This is a genomic window from Micromonospora sp. NPDC047707 (genome assembly GCF_040704235.1).
Classification (GTDB): Bacteria; Actinomycetota; Actinomycetes; order Mycobacteriales; family Micromonosporaceae; genus Micromonospora.
Window position 1 is genome coordinate 108,700 of sequence record NZ_JBEYSU010000001.1, and the last position, 16,073, is coordinate 124,772.

Consider the following 16,073-nt stretch of genomic DNA (forward strand, 5'->3'; position numbering starts at 1 on the left):
CGGTGACGACCAGCGACGCGACGACGACGAGCGGCGTGGCGGCCGGGGGCGCCGGTGCCGCCTGGTGCGACCGCTGCGGCGAGCCGGCCGGCGTCGGCGAGCACCTGGCCTGCCGGGCGGCCCGCGATCTGGAGCCGCCCCGGTACTGCGCGCACTGCCGCCGCCGGATGAAGGTGCAGGTGCTGCCGGTCGGCTGGTCAGCGGTCTGTGTCGCGCACGGCGAGATCCGGGGCTGACGCGGTGCTGCGGGGGCGGGTGGTGACCCTGCGGCCGGCCACGGTCGCGGACGTGCCCGCCCTCGCGGCGATCCGCGCCCACCCGGAGGTGCGGCGCTGGTGGCGCGGGGGCGACGACCTCGCCGCCGCCGTGCGCGCCGACCTCACCGACGGCGACCTGACCGTGTACGCGGTAGAGCACGACGGCCGGGTCGTCGGCGCCATCCAGTGGTACGCCGAGGACGACCCCGACTACCGCCACGCCAGCATGGACATCTTCCTCGACCCGGCGGCACGCGGCGCCGGGCTGGCCGGAGACGCCATCCGTACCCTGGCCCGGCACCTGATCGACGAGCACGGCCACCACCGCTTCACGATCGACCCGGCGGCGGCCAACTCGGCGGCGATCCGCGCGTACGCCAAGGTGGGCTTCCGCCCGGTGGGCATCCTCCGCCGTTACGAGCGCGGCGAGGACGGCCGCTGGCACGACGGCCTCCTGATGGACCTCCTCGCCAACGACCTGCCCGACTGACGACGCGCGTGGCGCCGTAACCGGCCAACATCCGCGCATCTTCGGGGAAGCTGTCGCCTCGAGCCCCGCCGAGGCAGCATTCTCCCCGAAGTTGTGGGCAAACCCGTGATCCTCGGGGGATTTCCGGCGGCCGGTCGTCGTCGTCGAGGCGCCGTCGAGGTGGAGCGGGGAAGATCACCCCGGAGGTTTGATCCGCCGGAGGAGCACGACCGTACTGACCGGTAACCCGGTCAAGGGCGCCCGGAGATTCATCACATCATCGAGAGCTATGGATGACTTGGGGACGTACGCCCAGGTCAGGCCGGTTGACGGCGGCGCATGACGCGCCAAAAGACCGGCCGGGCACGGACGCCGCGTCCTGACATACGAACGTACTGTTGCCGCCCCCGTTTTCGGCGGGCGACAGTACGCGACACCAGCGGTGCCATCGACGCCGCCGCTCCCCCGGACGACCCTGAGGAGATCGCGATGGCTCTACGACTCGCCGACGGAACCGCCTGGTCCGACGTCCTGGCCCGCGCGGTCGACGCCGCCCCCGAGGCCTTCGGGCCCCCGGTCGACGGCGTCCCGACCCTGCACAACCTGATCGAGGGTGGCTGGCAGGCGGTGGGCTCGCCCGCCGCGGTACGCACCCCGGTCGACAACACCGTCCTGGTCAACCTGCCACGGCTGGACGCGGCGACCGCCCGCGCCGCGGTCGCGCACGCCGCCACCGCCCACCGGGCGTGGGCCGCGACCCCCCTCGCCGACCGGAAGGCCCGGGTCACCGACGCCCTGGACGCCCTCACCGCGCACCGCGACCTGCTCGCCCTCCTGCTGGTCTGGGAGATCGGCAAGCCGTGGCGGCTGGCCTGCGCCGACGTCGACCGGGCGCTGGACGGCGTCCGGTGGTACGTCGGCGAGATCGACCGGATGCTCGCCGACGGCCGGGAGCCGCTGCCCGGACCGGTCAGCAACATCGCGTCGTGGAACTACCCGATGAGCGTCCTCGTCCACGCAGAGCTGGTGCAGCTGCTCGCCGGCAACGCGGTGATCGCCAAGACGCCCTCGCAGGGCGGCGCGGTCTGCCTCACCGTCGCGCACGCGCTGATGCGCCGCGCCGGGCTGCCCGCCACGCTGCTGTCCGGCAGCGGCGAGGAGCTGTCCGAGGTGCTGGTCCGGGCTCCCGAGATCGGTGCGGTCGCGTTCGTCGGCGGGCGCTCCAACGGCGGGAAGGTGGCCGCGGCGCTGCTCGACACCGACAAGCGCCACTTCATCGAGCAGGAGGGCCTCAACGCCTGGGGTATCTGGAACTTCTCCCAGTGGGACCTGCTCGCCGGGCACCTGAAGAAGGGCTTCGAGTACGGCAAGCAGCGCTGCACCGCGTACCCGCGCTTCGTCGTCCAGCGCGAGCTGGTCGACCAGTTCCTCGACATGTACCTGCCGGTGGTGCGGTCGGTCCGCTTCGGCCACCCGCTCGCCGTCGGCGACGACTGGTCGGCCGGCGACCCGCTGCCCGAGCTGGACTTCGGCCCGCTGATCAGCGCCGCCAAGGCCGAGGAGCTGCGCCGCAAGGTCGACGAGGCGGTCCGTGGTGGTGCCGTCCCGCTGTACCGGGGCCGGCTCGACGGGGCGCCGTTCCTCGACGGGCAGGACGCCTCGGCGTACGTGGCGCCGTCGGTGCTGCTCGCCCCGCCCGGGCGGTCGCGGCTGATGCACGCCGAGCCGTTCGGCCCGGTCGACACGATCGTCGTCGTCGACACCACCGACGAGTTGCTCGCCGCGATGAACGCCTCCAACGGCGCGCTGGTCGCGTCGCTCGCCTGCGACGACGAGGACGAGGCGGCCAAGCTCGCGGTCGACCTCCAGGCGTTCAAGGTGGGCATCAACAAGCCGCGTTCGCGGGGCGACCGGGAGGAGCCGTTCGGCGGCCGGGGCGCCTCGTGGAAGGGCGCCTTCGTCGGCGGTGACCTGCTGGTGCAGGCGGTCACGGTCGGCGGCGACGGCCGCCTCTACGGCAACTTCCCGGACTACAGCAGCTACCCCGCCACCTGAGGCGGGCCTCGGGACGGCGGTGGGCGGGGCTCCCGCACCGGGAGCCCCGCCGTTTCACCGTCTCCCGCACCGGGAGCCGGCCGCCCTAGACGCGGGCCCGGCCCACCGCCGTCGCCGTGAGCGGCACCGTGAGCGTGACCAGCGACCCGTCCCGGTCCACCGCCGAGGGACGGCTCAGCCGGCGGGCCGTCCGCAGCATCGGCGTGTTCTCCGCCTGCGTGTGCAGGACCAGGGCGACGTACCCGGCCCGTTCCGCGTGGCGGACGAGCCGGTTCAACAGCGCCGAGCCGAGACCCCGACGCTGCCAGTCGTCCCGCACCAGCAGCGCCACCTCGGCCATGTCCCCCTCGGCGAGGAGGTTGGCCATCGCGACCACCGGCTCCCCCGTTCCGCCGGAGCGGGTGGCCGTGGCGAGGAGGGTGACGCCCCGCGCCGGTTCGAGCAGCCGGCGCATCCGGGCCGGCGCGGGCAGGGCCGCGCCGCCCAGGTAACGGCGGTGCCGGCTGCGCGCCGAGCACCTCTCGTGCAGCTCGACCACGCCCGGCAGGTCGTCGCCGGTCGCCGGGCGGACGCCCAACTCCGAGCCGTCGGGCAGCACCAGGGTGACCTGCTCGGCGGACCGGCGCGCGACGGTCGCCGCCAACTCGACCAGGGCCTGCGCTCGCGCGTACTCGGCCGGGGTGAACCCGGGGGCCGCGCGCCGCAGGTCGTACGACCCGCCGCCCGGGTCGGCCAACAACATCTTGGTCGGGGTGATCCCCGGCTTGGGCCCGGCCGGCGACGGCCGCCAGGTGACCGAGTCGGCACCGAGCAGGGTCCGCAGCGCCTCCCCGGTCGCGTCCGGGTCCCGCACCAGGCGGGTGGCCAGCCCGAGCACCCGGGTCGGCTGGTCGGCCAGCCCGCGCGCCTCGCTGCGCGACACCCAGCAGTCGCGGCCCCGCCCCCGCTCCACGGCGGCGACGAGGTCGGCCTCGTCGATCGAGTCGGGTGCGTCGACGAGGAAGTCGTCGACCGCACCCCGCTCCGTGGTGTGCACCTGCACCGTGAGGATGTTGACCCCACGCAACGCCAGGCTCGCCGTGAGGACCGACAGGTAGCCCGGTCGGTCGTCCACGGTGGCCCGGATTCGCCACAGCGTCATGGTTCGCTCCCTTCCCCGGTACGACCCTCGCCGCTGGCTGTTGCCGGCCGGTTGCTTCGGGGTGACGGCTCGTGATCCACCGGTGCGGTGTGCGCCACAGTCGCCGTCAGCCGGCCGCGGGCGGCGCCCCGACCAGGTCGAGGCGGTCGCCGAGGATCACCGCGCTGGCGCGGACCAGTTGCGCGAGCCGGTCCACCTCGGTGGAGTGGAACGCCGCGGCGGCCAGCGGCTCGCTGTCCTCCCGCGCCACGACCAGCACCAGCCCGGCCCGCCCGAACGGTGCGACGGCGAAGTGGGCGCCGCCGGGCGCGCTCATCGCGCGGGCGCGCAGCGGCGTCACGTCCGGCAGCCGCGGGGGTACGGGAGCCCGCCAGCTGGCGTGCCCCACGGTCGCCTCGCTGCCGGCGCCGGCCCGGGCGGCCCAGTCGACCGGCACCACCGCGGCGACCGCCCAGTCGGCGGCGAGCAGCCCCGGCACGGCGTCGACCAGGGTCGCCAGCCCGTCGGCGGGGTTCCCCGCCACCTGCGCCAGCAGTTCCGCGTCCTGCCCGGTGGTGGTGGGCGCGCCGATCGCCCGCCACACGCCGTCCACGCGGACTCCGGGGATCGCCGCGAGGCCGGCCATCAGCCGCTCCACCCGGGCCGCTCCCGGCCACACCACGGTGAAGTCGTCCACCGCCCGGCCACCGAGCCGCTCCAGGACCACGACCTGCACGATGTCGGCGCCGGAGACGCCCATCGTGCGCGCGACCTGGCCGAGCGTGCCCGGACGGTCGGGAAGGGTGACCCGAACTCGCAGCAACATGTGATCCTCCGCTCGGCGGGCCGGCGCGGTCCGCCGGCAGGCACGCCCTAGCGTGCCCCGCGACCGTTTCGCCCCTGTTGCAGCGGCATGTCCCGAGAGCAAAACCAACCTTGACAACCCGGCTGAGCTGCCATCAACTGATCGGATGACCGAGCCGGCCGTTGACTCCCCCGCCCCGCACTCCTCCCCCCGGGGGCTGGATCTGGACCGGCTCTCCGCGTACCTGGCGACACACCGGCCCGAGCTGGCCGGTGGGGACCTGTCGGCCCGGCTCATCGCCGGCGGCAAGTCCAACCTGACGTACCTGCTGCGCGCCGGCGGGCACGAGGTGGTGCTGCGCCGCCCGCCGCTCGGGCACGTGCTGGCCACCGCCCACGACATGGCCCGGGAGTTCCGGGTGATCTCGGCGCTCGCCCCCACCGGCGTGCCGGTGCCGGCGGCGCTGCTGCTCTGCGCGGACCCGGACGTCATCGGAGCGCCGTTCTACCTGATGGAACGCGTGCACGGCGAGGTGTTCCGGACCCGCGCGCAGACCGACCCGCTCACCGCCGACCAGCGGCGTGAGCTGGCGATGGCGATGATGGACATCCTCGCCGCCCTGCACACCGTCGACCCGGCGGCCGTCGGGCTGGCCGACTTCGGGCGTCCGGAGGGCTACCTGGCCCGGCAGGTCCGTCGCTGGTCCGGGCAGCTCGACCGGTCGCGCAGCCGGCCGCTGTCCGGCGTCGACGAGCTGCGCGACCGGCTCGCCGCGACCGCCCCCGAGGGGGCCAACGCCGGCCGGATCGTGCACGGTGACTACCGGCTCGACAATCTGCTCGCCACCGTGGCCCCGGTCGGCGTCCGCGCCGTGCTCGACTGGGAGATGGCCACCCTCGGCGACCCCCTGGCCGACCTGGGCCTGCTGCTGACGTACTGGGACGTGCTCGGCGACAGTGACGCCGCCGAGGGCAACCCGGTCGCGGACGGGCTGGGCCCCCGTGCCGGCTTCCCCACCGGGGCGGAACTGATCGACCGGTACGCCGGCCGCAGCGACGTCGACGTCGGCCCGCTGCACTGGCACGTGGCGCTCGGGTGCTTCAAGCTCGCGGTGATCTGCGAGGGCATCCACTACCGGCACACGAAGGGCCAGACCCTCGGCGAGGGCTTCGACCGGATCGGCGATCTGGTGACCCCTCTGGTGACCCACGGCCTGACCGCGGTGGAGAAGAGGTAAGGCCGCCCACCCCGGTCAGGCGCTGGCGCGCTCGACCAGTTGGGTGTCCAGGAGGATGTGGGGGGACGAGAGGTCCTCGCCGCGGATGCGGGACACCAGCAGGCGGGCCATCTGGCGGCCCATCTCCTCGACCGGCTGGAAGACCGTGGTCAGCGGCGGGTCGGCCTGCCGGGCGATCGGGGCGTCGTCGAAACCGACCACGGCGACGTCCTCGGGCACCCGCCGGCCGGCCTCCCGGAGCGTACGCAGCGCCCCGAACGCCATCAGGTCGGAGGCGACGAAGACCGCGTCCAGGTCGGGGCACACCTCCAGCAGCCGGCGCATGGCGGCCGCCCCGCTGCCCTCGCTGAAGTCCCCGTACGCGATCAGGTCCGGGTTGACACCGCCCAGCGCGGCCGTGACGGCCTCCCGGTAGCCGGTCAGCCGGGCCAGGCCGGCCCCCATGTCCTGGGGGCCGGCGATGGTGGCGATCCGCCGCCGCCCCCGCGCGGCGAGGTGCTCGACCGCCTGCCGGGCACCGCCGACGTTGTCGACGTCGACGAACCAGGCGGGCTGCGCGCCGGGTTGCAGCATCCGCGCCGGCCGGCCGCCGAGCACGGCCGGCAGGCCCCGCTCCTCCAGCAGCGTGGGCAGCGGGTCGGCGTCGTGCAACGACAGCAGCAGGACGCCGTCGACGTGCTGGTTGGTCAGGTGGTGTTCGACCCGCTCCCGCTCGATCGGGGACTGGACCATGGCGAGCCACAGTTGCAGCGGGGTCTCCAGCAGGCCGGAGCTGACACCCCGGACGATGCCGGCGAAGAACGGCTCGGTGAAGACCCGGTCGCCGGACTCCGACACGACCAGGGCCACCGAGTCGGTGCGCTGGGTGACCAGCGCTCGCGCGGCCCGGTTCGGCACGTACCCCAGCTCGGCGATGGCCTGCTGCACCGCGGCCCGGGCCTCCGGGCTCACCTGCGGTGAGCCGTTGACGACACGGGAGACCGTGCCGCGCCCGACACCGGCGCGCGCGGCCACCGCGTCGAGGGTCGGGCGCCCGAGGGACCGGGTGCGCTGCGTTGTCATCGTCTGCTCCTCCGACGTCGGGAGGTCCCGGTGCCGCCACAGGGGTGGCACCGGGACCGCCCGGATGGCTGGCCCGAGCCTATTGTGCGGCCAGACCGTTGCGTCGGATCACCTCGGCGTACCACCTGGCGCTGGACTTGGGGATGCGGACCTGGCTGTCGTAGTCGACGTAGATCATGCCGAACCGCTTGGTGTAGCCCCAGGCCCACTCGAAATTATCCATGAGTGACCAGGCGAAGTAGCCCCGCAGCGGGACGCCCGCGCTGATCGCCTCGTGGGCGGCGCGCAGGTGGGCGTCGAAGTACGCGAGCCGGTCGACGTCGTCCACCTCCCCGTCGACCACCGCGTCGACGAACGCCGAGCCGTTCTCCGTGACGTACAGCGGCAGGTCGGTGTACTCCTCGTGCACCCGACGCAGGGTCTCCACCAGCCCGGGTGCGTCGATCTCCCAGTCCATGTCGGTGACCGGGACGTCCCGGGTGACGAACCGGACGTCCTCGCTTCCCGGCCAGCAGGACGGTGCCCGCCAGTACGCCTCCGGCGCCGCCCCCTCGACCGGCGCCGCCACGACGTGCCGGCTGTAGTAGTTGACCCCGACCAGGTCCAGCGGGGCGGCGATGGTCGCGAGGTCACCCTCGCGGACGTGCCCGAAGTCGGTGACCGGCGCGAGGTCGGCCATCAGGTCCGCCGGGTACGACCCACGCAGCAGCGGGTCGAGGAAGAACCGGTTGGCCAGCGCGTCGATCCGCCGCGCGGCGTCCGCGTCGGCGGGCGAGTCGGTGGCCGGGGTGACCGGGTACAGGTTGACCGTCACCCCGACCTCGACGTCCGGCCGGGCGGCCCGCAGCGCCCGCACCGCGAGGCCGTGGCCGAGCATCAGGTGGTGCCCGGCCCGGACGGCGTCACCCGGGTCGGAACGGCCCGGCGCGTGCACGCCGGACCCGTAGCCGAGGAACGCCGAGCACCACGGCTCGTTGAGCGTGGTCCAGTAGCGCACCCGGTCGCCGAGCGCGTCCGCGACCAGGGCGGTGTAGTCGGCGAACCGGGCGGCGGTGTCCCGCGCCGGCCAGCCGCCCGCGTCCTCCAGCGGCTGCGGCAGGTCCCAGTGGTAGAGGGTCAGCCAGGGCTCGATGCCGTTCGCCAGCAGCGCGTCCACCAGCCGCCGGTAGAAGTCGAGGCCCTCCGGGTTGGCCGGCCCGCTGCCGCCGGGCTGCACCCGGGACCAGGAGACCGAGAACCGGTACGACTTCAGCCCCAGCTCGGCCATCAGTGCGATGTCGGAGTCGAGCCGGTGGTAGTGGTCGCAGGCCACGTCGCCGGTGTGCCCGCCGACCACGCGGCCGGGGGTGTGGCTGAAGGTGTCCCAGATCGACGGCGTCCGGCCCCCCTCGGCCGCCGCGCCCTCGATCTGGTACGCCGCGGTGGCGGCGCCCCAGAGGAAGCCGGGCGGAAAGGTCAGCGGTGGGCGCTCGGCCAGGACGCCGACGGCGGGTGGGCTCGCGGGGTTGCTCACGACTTGACGGCACCTTCCATGATCCCGCCAATGATCTGGCGGCCGAACAGGACGAAGACGACCACCAGCGGAATCGTCCCGACCGCCGTGGCGGCGAAGACCTGCGAGTAGTCGGTGTAGTAGGCGTACGAGAGGAACGCCAGCGAGACCTGGAGGGTGGGGTTCTCCGGCGGCAGCACCGCGTACGGCCACAGGAACGAGTTCCAGGTCTCCATGAAGGTCAGCAGGCCGAGCACGGCCGCCGCCGGGCGCAGCGCGGGCAGCACGATGTTCCAGTAGATGCGGAACGTGCTCGCCCCGTCGACCCGGCCGGCCTCGATCAGCTCGTCGGAGACCGCCTGGGTGGCGTACTGGCGCATCATGAACACCCCGAACGCGCTGACCAGGAAGGGCACGGTCACCGCGTACAGGGTGCCGTACCAGTTCAGGTCCTGGATCATGCCCCACAGCGGGATGAGCCCGAGCTGGGTGGGGATCATCATGGTCACGATGATCGCCAGCAGCAGGGCGTTGCGTCCACGGAAGCGCAGCTTGGCGAAGGCGAAGCCGGCGAGCGAGCCGGTGATGACCACGCTGAGGGTCACCACCGACGAGACGATCACCGAGTTGAGCAGGCCGGTGAGGAAGTTCGCCGCGTCGTTGTCGAGCACCCGGCCGAAGTTGTCGCCGAACGCGCCGCCGGGCGTGAAGGGCGGGGGCACGTCGTTGATGGAGTCCAGGCTGCGGGTGGCGATGACCACCATGTAGTAGAAGGGGTAGATGGAGAGCAGGGTCGCGAGGACGAGCGCCACGTAGGTGAGCGGGCTGGTGCGCCACAGGCGCCGGGAGGCAGAGTTCATGGCCGGGGTCCTCACTTCACCGTACGCCGGACGAGCAGGAAGTTGACCAGCGACATCAGCGCGATCATCAGGAACATCGCCCAGGCGACGGCGGCGCCGTAGCCGGCGGTGTTCAGGTTCTCGATGCCCAGCTCGTACATGTACATCGCGAGGGTCTGGAACTCGCGCTGGTCGCCGCCGATGATGTTGCCGTTGGCGAAGACGAGGGGCTCGGTGAACAGTTGGAGCCCGCCGATGGTGGACAGGATGACCACGAACACGAAGGTCGGCGTCAGCATGGGCAGGGTGATGCGCCAGAACTGTCGCCACTGGCTGGCGCCGTCGAGCGCCGCCGCCTCGTAGAGCTCCCGCGGGATGGCCTGCATGCCGGCGAGGAGGATCAGGGTGTTGTAGCCGGTCCACCGCCAGTTGACCATCGACGCGATCGCGCTCCACGAGCTCCAGCGCTCGGCGTCCCAGTCGACCGGGTCGACGCCGACGAAGCCGAGCAGCCAGTTGAAGACGCCGAAGTCACGCTGGAAGAGCATGCCGAAGACGATCGCCACCGCGGCCACGGAGACCACGTTCGGCATGAAGATCGCCATGCGGAACAGCGTCCGGGCGCGCAGGAAGGTCCGGTTGAGCAGGTTCGCGAGGAAGAGCGCGAGCAGCAGTTGCGGGACCGTCGAGAGCAGGAAGATGCCGAACGTGTTGAACGTGGCGTTCCAGAAGTACTCGTCGGTGACCAGCTTCGTGTAGTTGTCGAACCCGATGAAGGTGTGGTCGCCGATGAGGTTCCAGTCGTGCAGCGACATCCAGGCCGTCCGCAGCATCGGGTAGAGCCCGAAGATGCCGAAGATCACGAAGAACGGCGCGATGTAGAGGTACGGGGAGAACCTGAGGTCCAGGCGGGTCAACGACGACGAGCGGGACCGGTGCCGCCGGGATGGCGGAGGTGTTGGCGCGGCGGGTGACGGCGGCGCCGTCGTGGCCGACAGACTCATTCTCAGTCCTTTCCCGCCCGGCGCGCGGGCCGGCGCGCCGGCGGTGGTACGGGGAACGGACGCCGCCGGTGGCGCCCGGGCGCGGGTGCCCGGACGCCACCGTCGCGACGTGCTGGGGTCAGAAGGCGCCCTGCGTCTGGGCGTCCTTCACGAACTGCTCCCAGGCCTTGTCCTTGCTGGCCTGCCCGTTCTCGTACGAGCGCAGCGCGGGCTCGAAGGCGTTCTCCTTCACCGCCTGGTGCTTCGGACCGAGGTGCAGCGGCTGGATCTTGGCGACGCTGTCACCGAAGATCTTGCCGGTGGGGGCGTTGTTGAAGTACTCGTTGGTGTAGCTCAGGAAGTCCGGGTTCTTCAGCGCCTCGAGGTTGGTCGGCAGCGGGCCCTTGAGCTTGAACGCGGCGACCTGGCTCTGCGCGTTGGTCAGGTACTCGGCGAGCTTCGCCGCCTCCTTCTGGTACTTGCTCTGCTCCGGGACGGCGAGCCACGAACCACCCCAGTTGCCGGCGCCGCCGGGCACCGGGGCGACGTCCCACTTGCCCTTGTTCTCCGCGCCGGAGTTGTCCGCGACGATGCCGAGCATCCAGGACGGGCAGAAGGTGGCCGCGAAGGTGCCCTGCTTGAAGCCGGCCGACCACTCCGGCGACCAGGTCGCCGTCTCGGCGGTGATGTTCGCGTCCGCCATGGCGATCGCGGTGTCCCAGGCGGCCTTCACGGACGCGCTCTTGTCGGCGACGATGGTGTCCTGCTTGTCGTAGAACAGGTCGCCGCCCTGCTGGAACATCACCGCACTGGCGGCGGTGGTGACCGAGTCGAGCATGCCCTTGTTGGTGGCGGTCCGGTACTTCTTGCCGGTCTCGATGAAGCCGTTCCAGTCGGGCCACAGCGCGGCGACCTGGTCGCGCTCGGTCGGCAGTCCGGCGGCCTGGAAGAGGTCCCGGCGGTAGCAGACCGCGAGGCTGCCGACGTCGGTGGGCAGGCCGATCAGCCGGCCGTCCGGCGCCTTGCCCAGCTCGTACTTCCAGGGCAGGTAGTCCTTGCTGTGGTCGGCGACCAGCGGTGCGAGGTCGACCCAGTTCGCCGGGTTGGACTTGAACTCGTTGAGGATGCCCTCTTCGAGGGCGATCACGTCGGCGGCGCCCTTGCGGGTGGCGAGGGCGCGGACGATCTTCGGCCGGTACTCGTTGAGCTGGGCGGTCTTGCGCAGCTCGACCTTGATGCCGGTGTCCTTCTCGTACTGCTTGATGATCTCGTCGTAGCCGAACTCGCCGAACGTGTCGACGACCAGCTTGTCGGGCTTCTCGCCGGCTGCCGGGGCGTCGTCGTCGGTGCCGCAGGCCGCGAGTCCGCCGACGGCGGTGATCGCGGCAAGGGCGACGGCCGCCAGGCGGGTACGCCGCGTGGTGAGGCTCATCCTGACCCCTCTTTCGGTGGTGAGGCTGTGTCGGGTGGGGCGGGGGTGCCGTGCTGTGCGCTGACCGGCGCCGATGGGGCGGCGACAGTTTCCCGGAGGCGGACGCGGGTGAGCCGGGTCACGCGGTTGGGAACGCTCCCATGAGATTGCCGGCACGTGTCGGGAGTGTCAATAGACCTATGGGAGCGTTCCCAGATCGTTACCGGCAGGATGCTTGACGGCAGTTCGACGGCGGCGACCTGCGCCGAAGCGCTTCAGCCGGCTGTCGGCGCGTGGTCACCGGCGGCCTCCGCGGGACCGACCGGGGCGGAACGGAAACGGTTCAGCAGAACCGGCGCAGGAGCGTGCCCACCCGGGCGGCGTCGAAGGCCCCGGGGTCGAACGTGTCCCCCACCCAGTCGCGCATCAGGTGGTGCTCGGTGTGCCCCGGGTCGGCCAACGCGGCGAGCAGCGCCTGGTAGCCGGCGGGGCCGCCGACGTCCTCCGGCGGGCAGGCCCGCCCGCCGTCCGGGCAGGCGGGGTAACGCTCCTCCGGATCGGCGGTGAAGACGTCCTCGACCAGCAGGTCGTGCTCCCACCAGTCGCCGAAGTCGTACGTGTAGTGGAACCGGCTGCCCTTGCCGACCACGCCGTCGAGGCGCACGTCCAACTCGTCGTGCAGGGACAGCTCCCCGTCCGGGTCGGGCTCCCCGTACTGCCGGCCGTCGATCTCGAACGAGTGCAGGTGGCAGTCCCGCCACCCCATCGCATGCTGCACCACGCGGTGCACCCGGTCGAGGGTGTACCCGCCGGGGACGAGCACCCGGCGCCAGACCGGCGGCCGGACCCCGGTCAGGGAAATCCTCAGCTGGAAGATCTGACGCGGCATGCTGTCCCATCCTCCCTCGGCATAGGCTGCGGGCATGATCTGCCGAGCGTGCCGGGCGAGGCGGCACGACGACTGTCGGGGCCGGAACTGGTGCGACTGCCAGCACCGTACCCCCCGGCCCACCCCTCCGGTCACGGGTCCGGCCAGCGAATGAGCATCGGAACGCCGATTTCCGCGCTCTGGCCGGAGCCGTCCGCGGGCCCGCTGGACGACGCCGCCATCGCCGCCCGCTACGGCCGCGCCGACCACCCCCACCTACGGGTGAACTTCGTGTCCAGCGTCGACGGCGCGGTCGCCGTCGACGGCTACTCGGCCGGCCTCTCCGGCGAGCCGGACAAGCGGGTCTTCGGCCTGCTGCGAATGCTCTGCGACGGGCTCCTGGTCGCCGCCGGCACGCTGCGCCACGAGGGGTACCGGGCGGTCCGCCTCGACGAGCGGCGGCGCGCCTGGCGCCGCGAGCACGGCCTCGCCGAGTACCCCACGCTCGTCGTCGTCTCCGGCTCACTCGACCTCGATCCGGGCCAGAAGGCCTTCGCCGACGCGCCGGTCCGCCCGATCGTGCTCACCCGCGCCGGCGCGACCGCCCCGCCCGGCCTGGCCGACGTGGCCGACCTCGTCCCGTGCGGCGACGAACGGGTGGACCTCGTCGCGGGCCTGACCGAGCTGCGGCGGCGCGGGCTCGACCAACTGCTCTGCGAGGGCGGGCCGCACCTGTTCGGCGCGCTCACCGCGGCCGACCTGGTCGACGAGGTCTGCCTGACGGTCGCGCCGCTGCTCGCCGGCCCGGGACCGGGGCGGATCACCGCGGGCGAGGCGAGCCCGGTCCGGCACCTGCCGCTGCGGCACGTGCTCGCCGCCGCCGACGGCACGCTCATGCTCCGCTACTGCCGCGCGTGACCCATCCCGCTCGCTGATGCGCCCGGTTAGGATGAGCGGGTGAGGTTTGAGCGCATCACCGTCGATTCGACCGTCATGGGCGGCGTGCCGTGCATCCGGGGCCTTCGGATCCCGGTCGCCACCGTCGTCGCAATGGTGGCCGACGGGATGACGCCGGCGGAGATCGTCTCAGATCTGCCCGACCTGACGCCCGACGACGTCGTGGAGGCGCTGCGCTTTGCGGCGGAGGCCGTCCGGGAACGAGAGCTGCCGTTGCGGCACGCCGCATGAAGTTCCTGATCGACAACAACCTCTCCCCCCGCGTGGCGTCGGGACTGGCTGCCGCAGGCCACGACGTCGTCCACGTGCGGGACCATGGAATGAGCGCAGCGCCTGACGAGAAGGTGATGGCGAAGGCTCTCGCCGAAGGCCGAGTTCTCGTATCGGCGGACACCGATTTCGGTGCCCTCCTGGCGGCATCCCACGCCACCGGGCCCTCGGTCCTGCTCGTACGCCGCATCAGCGGCCGCCGCGCGGAGCAGATCGTGGCGATCATCCTGGCCAACCTGCCGCCGGTTACCGAGGATCTCGACCGCGGCGCGGTCGTGGTTCTCGGTGAGGACTCGGTGCGGGTCCCGTCGTTGCCCATCCTCGGCGCCTGAACGCGACGCCAGGTCGTCGACATTTGACTCTCCGGCGTCGGTCACGTTCCGGGCGTGGTGTCCGCCGCGTCGCGTGGCGGCCTGTCGTACGTCTCGGGCAGGATGCAGGGCGTGCGTGCCGACCTCCAACCTCAGCCCCGCGGAGTTGCCCGATGACCGACGACGGTTCCGACGGCCCGGGCGAGGCGGTCGGCCGGGTGCTCGGCACCGCCGACGCGACGCCGCTACAGTTCTGGACGGCGGTCTCACCCACCAGCTATCTCCAGCTCGACGACGTCGTGGTGACCCGGCGCGAGCTGCCGGACCGGGAGCCGGTGACGATCGCCGGGGTGGTCACCCAGGTGCGGGCCCGGCACGAGGGCGCCCAGTTCGACTCCGACGTCTTCGCGATCGCCGACGGCACCCTGCCCGCGCAGGTGCAGGAGGCCGCCGAGATCACGACCACCCGGGTCGACCCGGAGCTGTACGTGCCGCCGTCGCCCGGCGCGGTCGTGCACCGCGCCGAGGGTGACGCCCGGGCGCGGGCACTGCACTTCGACCGGATGGAGCGCCGCATCCCGATGGGGATGGGCCGCGACGGGGTGCCGGTCTACCTCAACGCCGACTTCCTCGACGGCACGCGCGGCGCGCACGTCTCGATCTCCGGCATCTCCGGCGTCGCCACCAAGACCAGCTTCGCCACCTTCCTGCTCTACTCGGTGTTCCGCTCCGGGGTGCTCGGCGGCGACGCGGTCAACGCCAAGGCGCTCATCTTCAACGTCAAGGGCGAGGACCTGCTGTTCCTCGACCACCCCAACACCCGGCTGGACGACCCGACCCGGGCGGCGTACGCACAGCTCGGGCTGACCGCCGGCGCCTTCCCCGACGTGCGCGTGTACGCGCCGCCCCGGGTCGGCGACTCCTCCGGCACGCCGGACGTGAGCAGCCGGCTCAGCGGGGTGGACAGCTTCTACTGGACACTCACCGAGTTCTGCGCCGACCGCCTCCTGCCGTACGTGTTCGCCGACGCCGACGACGAACGCCAGCAGTACACGATGGTGGTGCACTCGGTCGCCGCCCACCTGGCCCGGTACGCGCAGCCCGCCGACGGCGGCGTGAGCATCGACGGGGTGCGCCTCGGCACGTACGCCGACCTGGTGGACCACGTCGTCGAGCAGCTCAACGACGACGAGACCCGGGGCGACTGGGCGGGCAGCGCGGTCGGCCTCGGCACCGTCAACGCGTTCGCGCGGCGGCTCATCGGCAGCAAGAAGGACCTGTCCCGGCTGATCAGGGGCGACCTCGCCACCCGGCGCCCGCACAGCATCAACACGGCGGAGTCGGCGCAGGTGACCGTCGTCGACCTGCACAACCTGCCGGACCGGGCGCAGCGGTTCGTGGTCGGCGTGACGCTCAAGAGCGAGTTCGAGCGCAAGGAGAAGGCCGGCACCGCCAAGCCGTTGCTCTTCGTCGTGCTCGACGAGCTGAACAAGTACGCCCCCCGCGAGGGATCCTCCCCGATCAAGGAGGTCCTGCTCGACATCGCCGAGCGGGGGCGGTCGCTCGGCGTGATCCTGGTCGGGGCCCAGCAGACGGCGAGCGAGGTGGAGCGCCGCATCGTCACCAACTCGGCGATCCGCGTGGTCGGCCGGCTCGACCCGGCCGAGGCGTCCCGCCCGGAGTACGGTTTCCTCCCGCCGGCCCAACGGCAGCGGGCCCTGCTCGCGAAGCCGGGCACGATGTTCGTCAACCAGCCCGACATCCCGGTGCCGCTCTGCCTGGAGTTCCCGTTCCCCGCGTGGGCGACGCGGGTCTCCGAGGCGGGCCGGGCACCCTCGCAGACACTCCGGTCGATCACCCAGTCGGCCGATCCGTTCGCGGTGGTCGGCTCGGGCGGCGGCTCCGGCGACGACGACATCCCGTTCTGAGGTGGTCCA

The 16,073-nt window shown here is 72.5% G+C and carries 16 protein-coding genes; 8 read left to right on the top strand and 8 right to left on the bottom strand.

What is annotated here, in order from left to right:
- Window positions 1-2 precede the first annotated feature (2 nt).
- The 3 genes from AB0873_RS00555 (at window position 3) to AB0873_RS00565 (ending at window position 2,781) form a co-directional block, all read left to right on the top strand.
- The gene (locus AB0873_RS00555; protein ID WP_366597820.1) at window positions 3-236 is read left to right on the top strand and encodes a hypothetical protein; all 234 of its coding nucleotides are present in this window, start codon (window positions 3-5) and stop codon (window positions 234-236) included.
- A 4-nt stretch (window positions 237-240) separates the two neighbouring features.
- Window positions 241-747, top strand: coding sequence for a GNAT family protein (locus AB0873_RS00560; protein ID WP_366597822.1), 507 nt, complete (start codon window positions 241-243; stop codon window positions 745-747).
- A gap of 468 nt (window positions 748-1,215) precedes the next feature.
- Window positions 1,216-2,781 (top strand): aldehyde dehydrogenase family protein, encoded by a 1,566-nt coding sequence (locus AB0873_RS00565; protein WP_366597824.1) that lies wholly within the window; start codon window positions 1,216-1,218, stop codon window positions 2,779-2,781.
- Window positions 2,782-2,866: 85 nt separating this feature from the next.
- On the opposite strand, the gene AB0873_RS00570 is transcribed toward AB0873_RS00565, so the two are convergent.
- Both AB0873_RS00570 and AB0873_RS00575 read right to left on the bottom strand, forming a co-directional pair.
- Window positions 2,867-3,922, bottom strand: a complete 1,056-nt coding sequence (locus AB0873_RS00570; RefSeq protein ID WP_366597826.1) for a GNAT family N-acetyltransferase — start codon at window positions 3,920-3,922, stop codon at window positions 2,867-2,869.
- A 106-nt stretch (window positions 3,923-4,028) separates the two neighbouring features.
- Window positions 4,029-4,727 (bottom strand): amino acid-binding protein, encoded by a 699-nt coding sequence (locus tag AB0873_RS00575; RefSeq protein WP_155333363.1) that lies wholly within the window; start codon window positions 4,725-4,727, stop codon window positions 4,029-4,031.
- A 145-nt stretch (window positions 4,728-4,872) separates the two neighbouring features.
- Between AB0873_RS00575 and AB0873_RS00580 the strand changes: the two genes are divergently transcribed.
- Window positions 4,873-5,943: a phosphotransferase family protein gene (locus AB0873_RS00580; protein WP_366597827.1), complete on the top strand. Its 1,071-nt coding sequence runs from the start codon at window positions 4,873-4,875 to the stop codon at window positions 5,941-5,943.
- A gap of 15 nt (window positions 5,944-5,958) precedes the next feature.
- Here AB0873_RS00580 and AB0873_RS00585 read toward each other — a convergent pair whose 3' ends face one another.
- The 6 genes from AB0873_RS00585 to AB0873_RS00610 form a co-directional block, all read right to left on the bottom strand.
- Window positions 5,959-7,005: a LacI family DNA-binding transcriptional regulator gene (locus AB0873_RS00585; protein WP_155333365.1), complete on the bottom strand. Its 1,047-nt coding sequence runs from the start codon at window positions 7,003-7,005 to the stop codon at window positions 5,959-5,961.
- 79 nt (window positions 7,006-7,084) lie between these two features.
- Complete coding sequence (locus tag AB0873_RS00590; protein ID WP_366597830.1) at window positions 7,085-8,518, bottom strand: GH1 family beta-glucosidase; 1,434 nt, start codon at window positions 8,516-8,518, stop codon at window positions 7,085-7,087.
- On the bottom strand, window positions 8,515-9,357 hold the full coding sequence (locus tag AB0873_RS00595; protein ID WP_155333367.1) for a carbohydrate ABC transporter permease: 843 nt from the start codon (window positions 9,355-9,357) through the stop codon (window positions 8,515-8,517). Before AB0873_RS00595 ends, AB0873_RS00590 begins: the two co-directional genes overlap by 4 nt.
- Before the next feature lie 11 nt (window positions 9,358-9,368).
- Window positions 9,369-10,340 (bottom strand): sugar ABC transporter permease, encoded by a 972-nt coding sequence (locus AB0873_RS00600; protein ID WP_155333368.1) that lies wholly within the window; start codon window positions 10,338-10,340, stop codon window positions 9,369-9,371.
- Between the two features lie 118 nt (window positions 10,341-10,458).
- A complete protein-coding gene (locus tag AB0873_RS00605; RefSeq protein ID WP_155333369.1) occupies window positions 10,459-11,751 on the bottom strand; it encodes an extracellular solute-binding protein in 1,293 nt (430 codons plus the stop codon).
- Between the two features lie 322 nt (window positions 11,752-12,073).
- Window positions 12,074-12,619 (bottom strand): plasmid pRiA4b ORF-3 family protein, encoded by a 546-nt coding sequence (locus tag AB0873_RS00610; protein WP_366597833.1) that lies wholly within the window; start codon window positions 12,617-12,619, stop codon window positions 12,074-12,076.
- Window positions 12,620-12,769: 150 nt separating this feature from the next.
- On the opposite strand from AB0873_RS00610, the gene AB0873_RS00615 reads away from it, so the two are divergent.
- From AB0873_RS00615 to AB0873_RS00630, 4 genes are all read left to right on the top strand, one after another.
- On the top strand, window positions 12,770-13,516 hold the full coding sequence (locus AB0873_RS00615) for a pyrimidine reductase family protein (RefSeq protein ID WP_366597834.1): 747 nt from the start codon (window positions 12,770-12,772) through the stop codon (window positions 13,514-13,516).
- A 39-nt stretch (window positions 13,517-13,555) separates the two neighbouring features.
- Window positions 13,556-13,786: a DUF433 domain-containing protein gene (locus AB0873_RS00620; RefSeq protein WP_366597835.1), complete on the top strand. Its 231-nt coding sequence runs from the start codon at window positions 13,556-13,558 to the stop codon at window positions 13,784-13,786.
- Window positions 13,783-14,157, top strand: a complete 375-nt coding sequence (locus AB0873_RS00625; RefSeq protein ID WP_366597836.1) for a DUF5615 family PIN-like protein — start codon at window positions 13,783-13,785, stop codon at window positions 14,155-14,157. The genes AB0873_RS00620 and AB0873_RS00625 overlap by 4 nt, the downstream gene beginning before the upstream one ends.
- Window positions 14,158-14,309: 152 nt before the next feature.
- Entirely contained in the window at window positions 14,310-16,064 is a 1,755-nt protein-coding gene (locus AB0873_RS00630; protein WP_155333375.1) for an ATP-binding protein, read from the top strand.
- Window positions 16,065-16,073 lie beyond the last annotated feature (9 nt).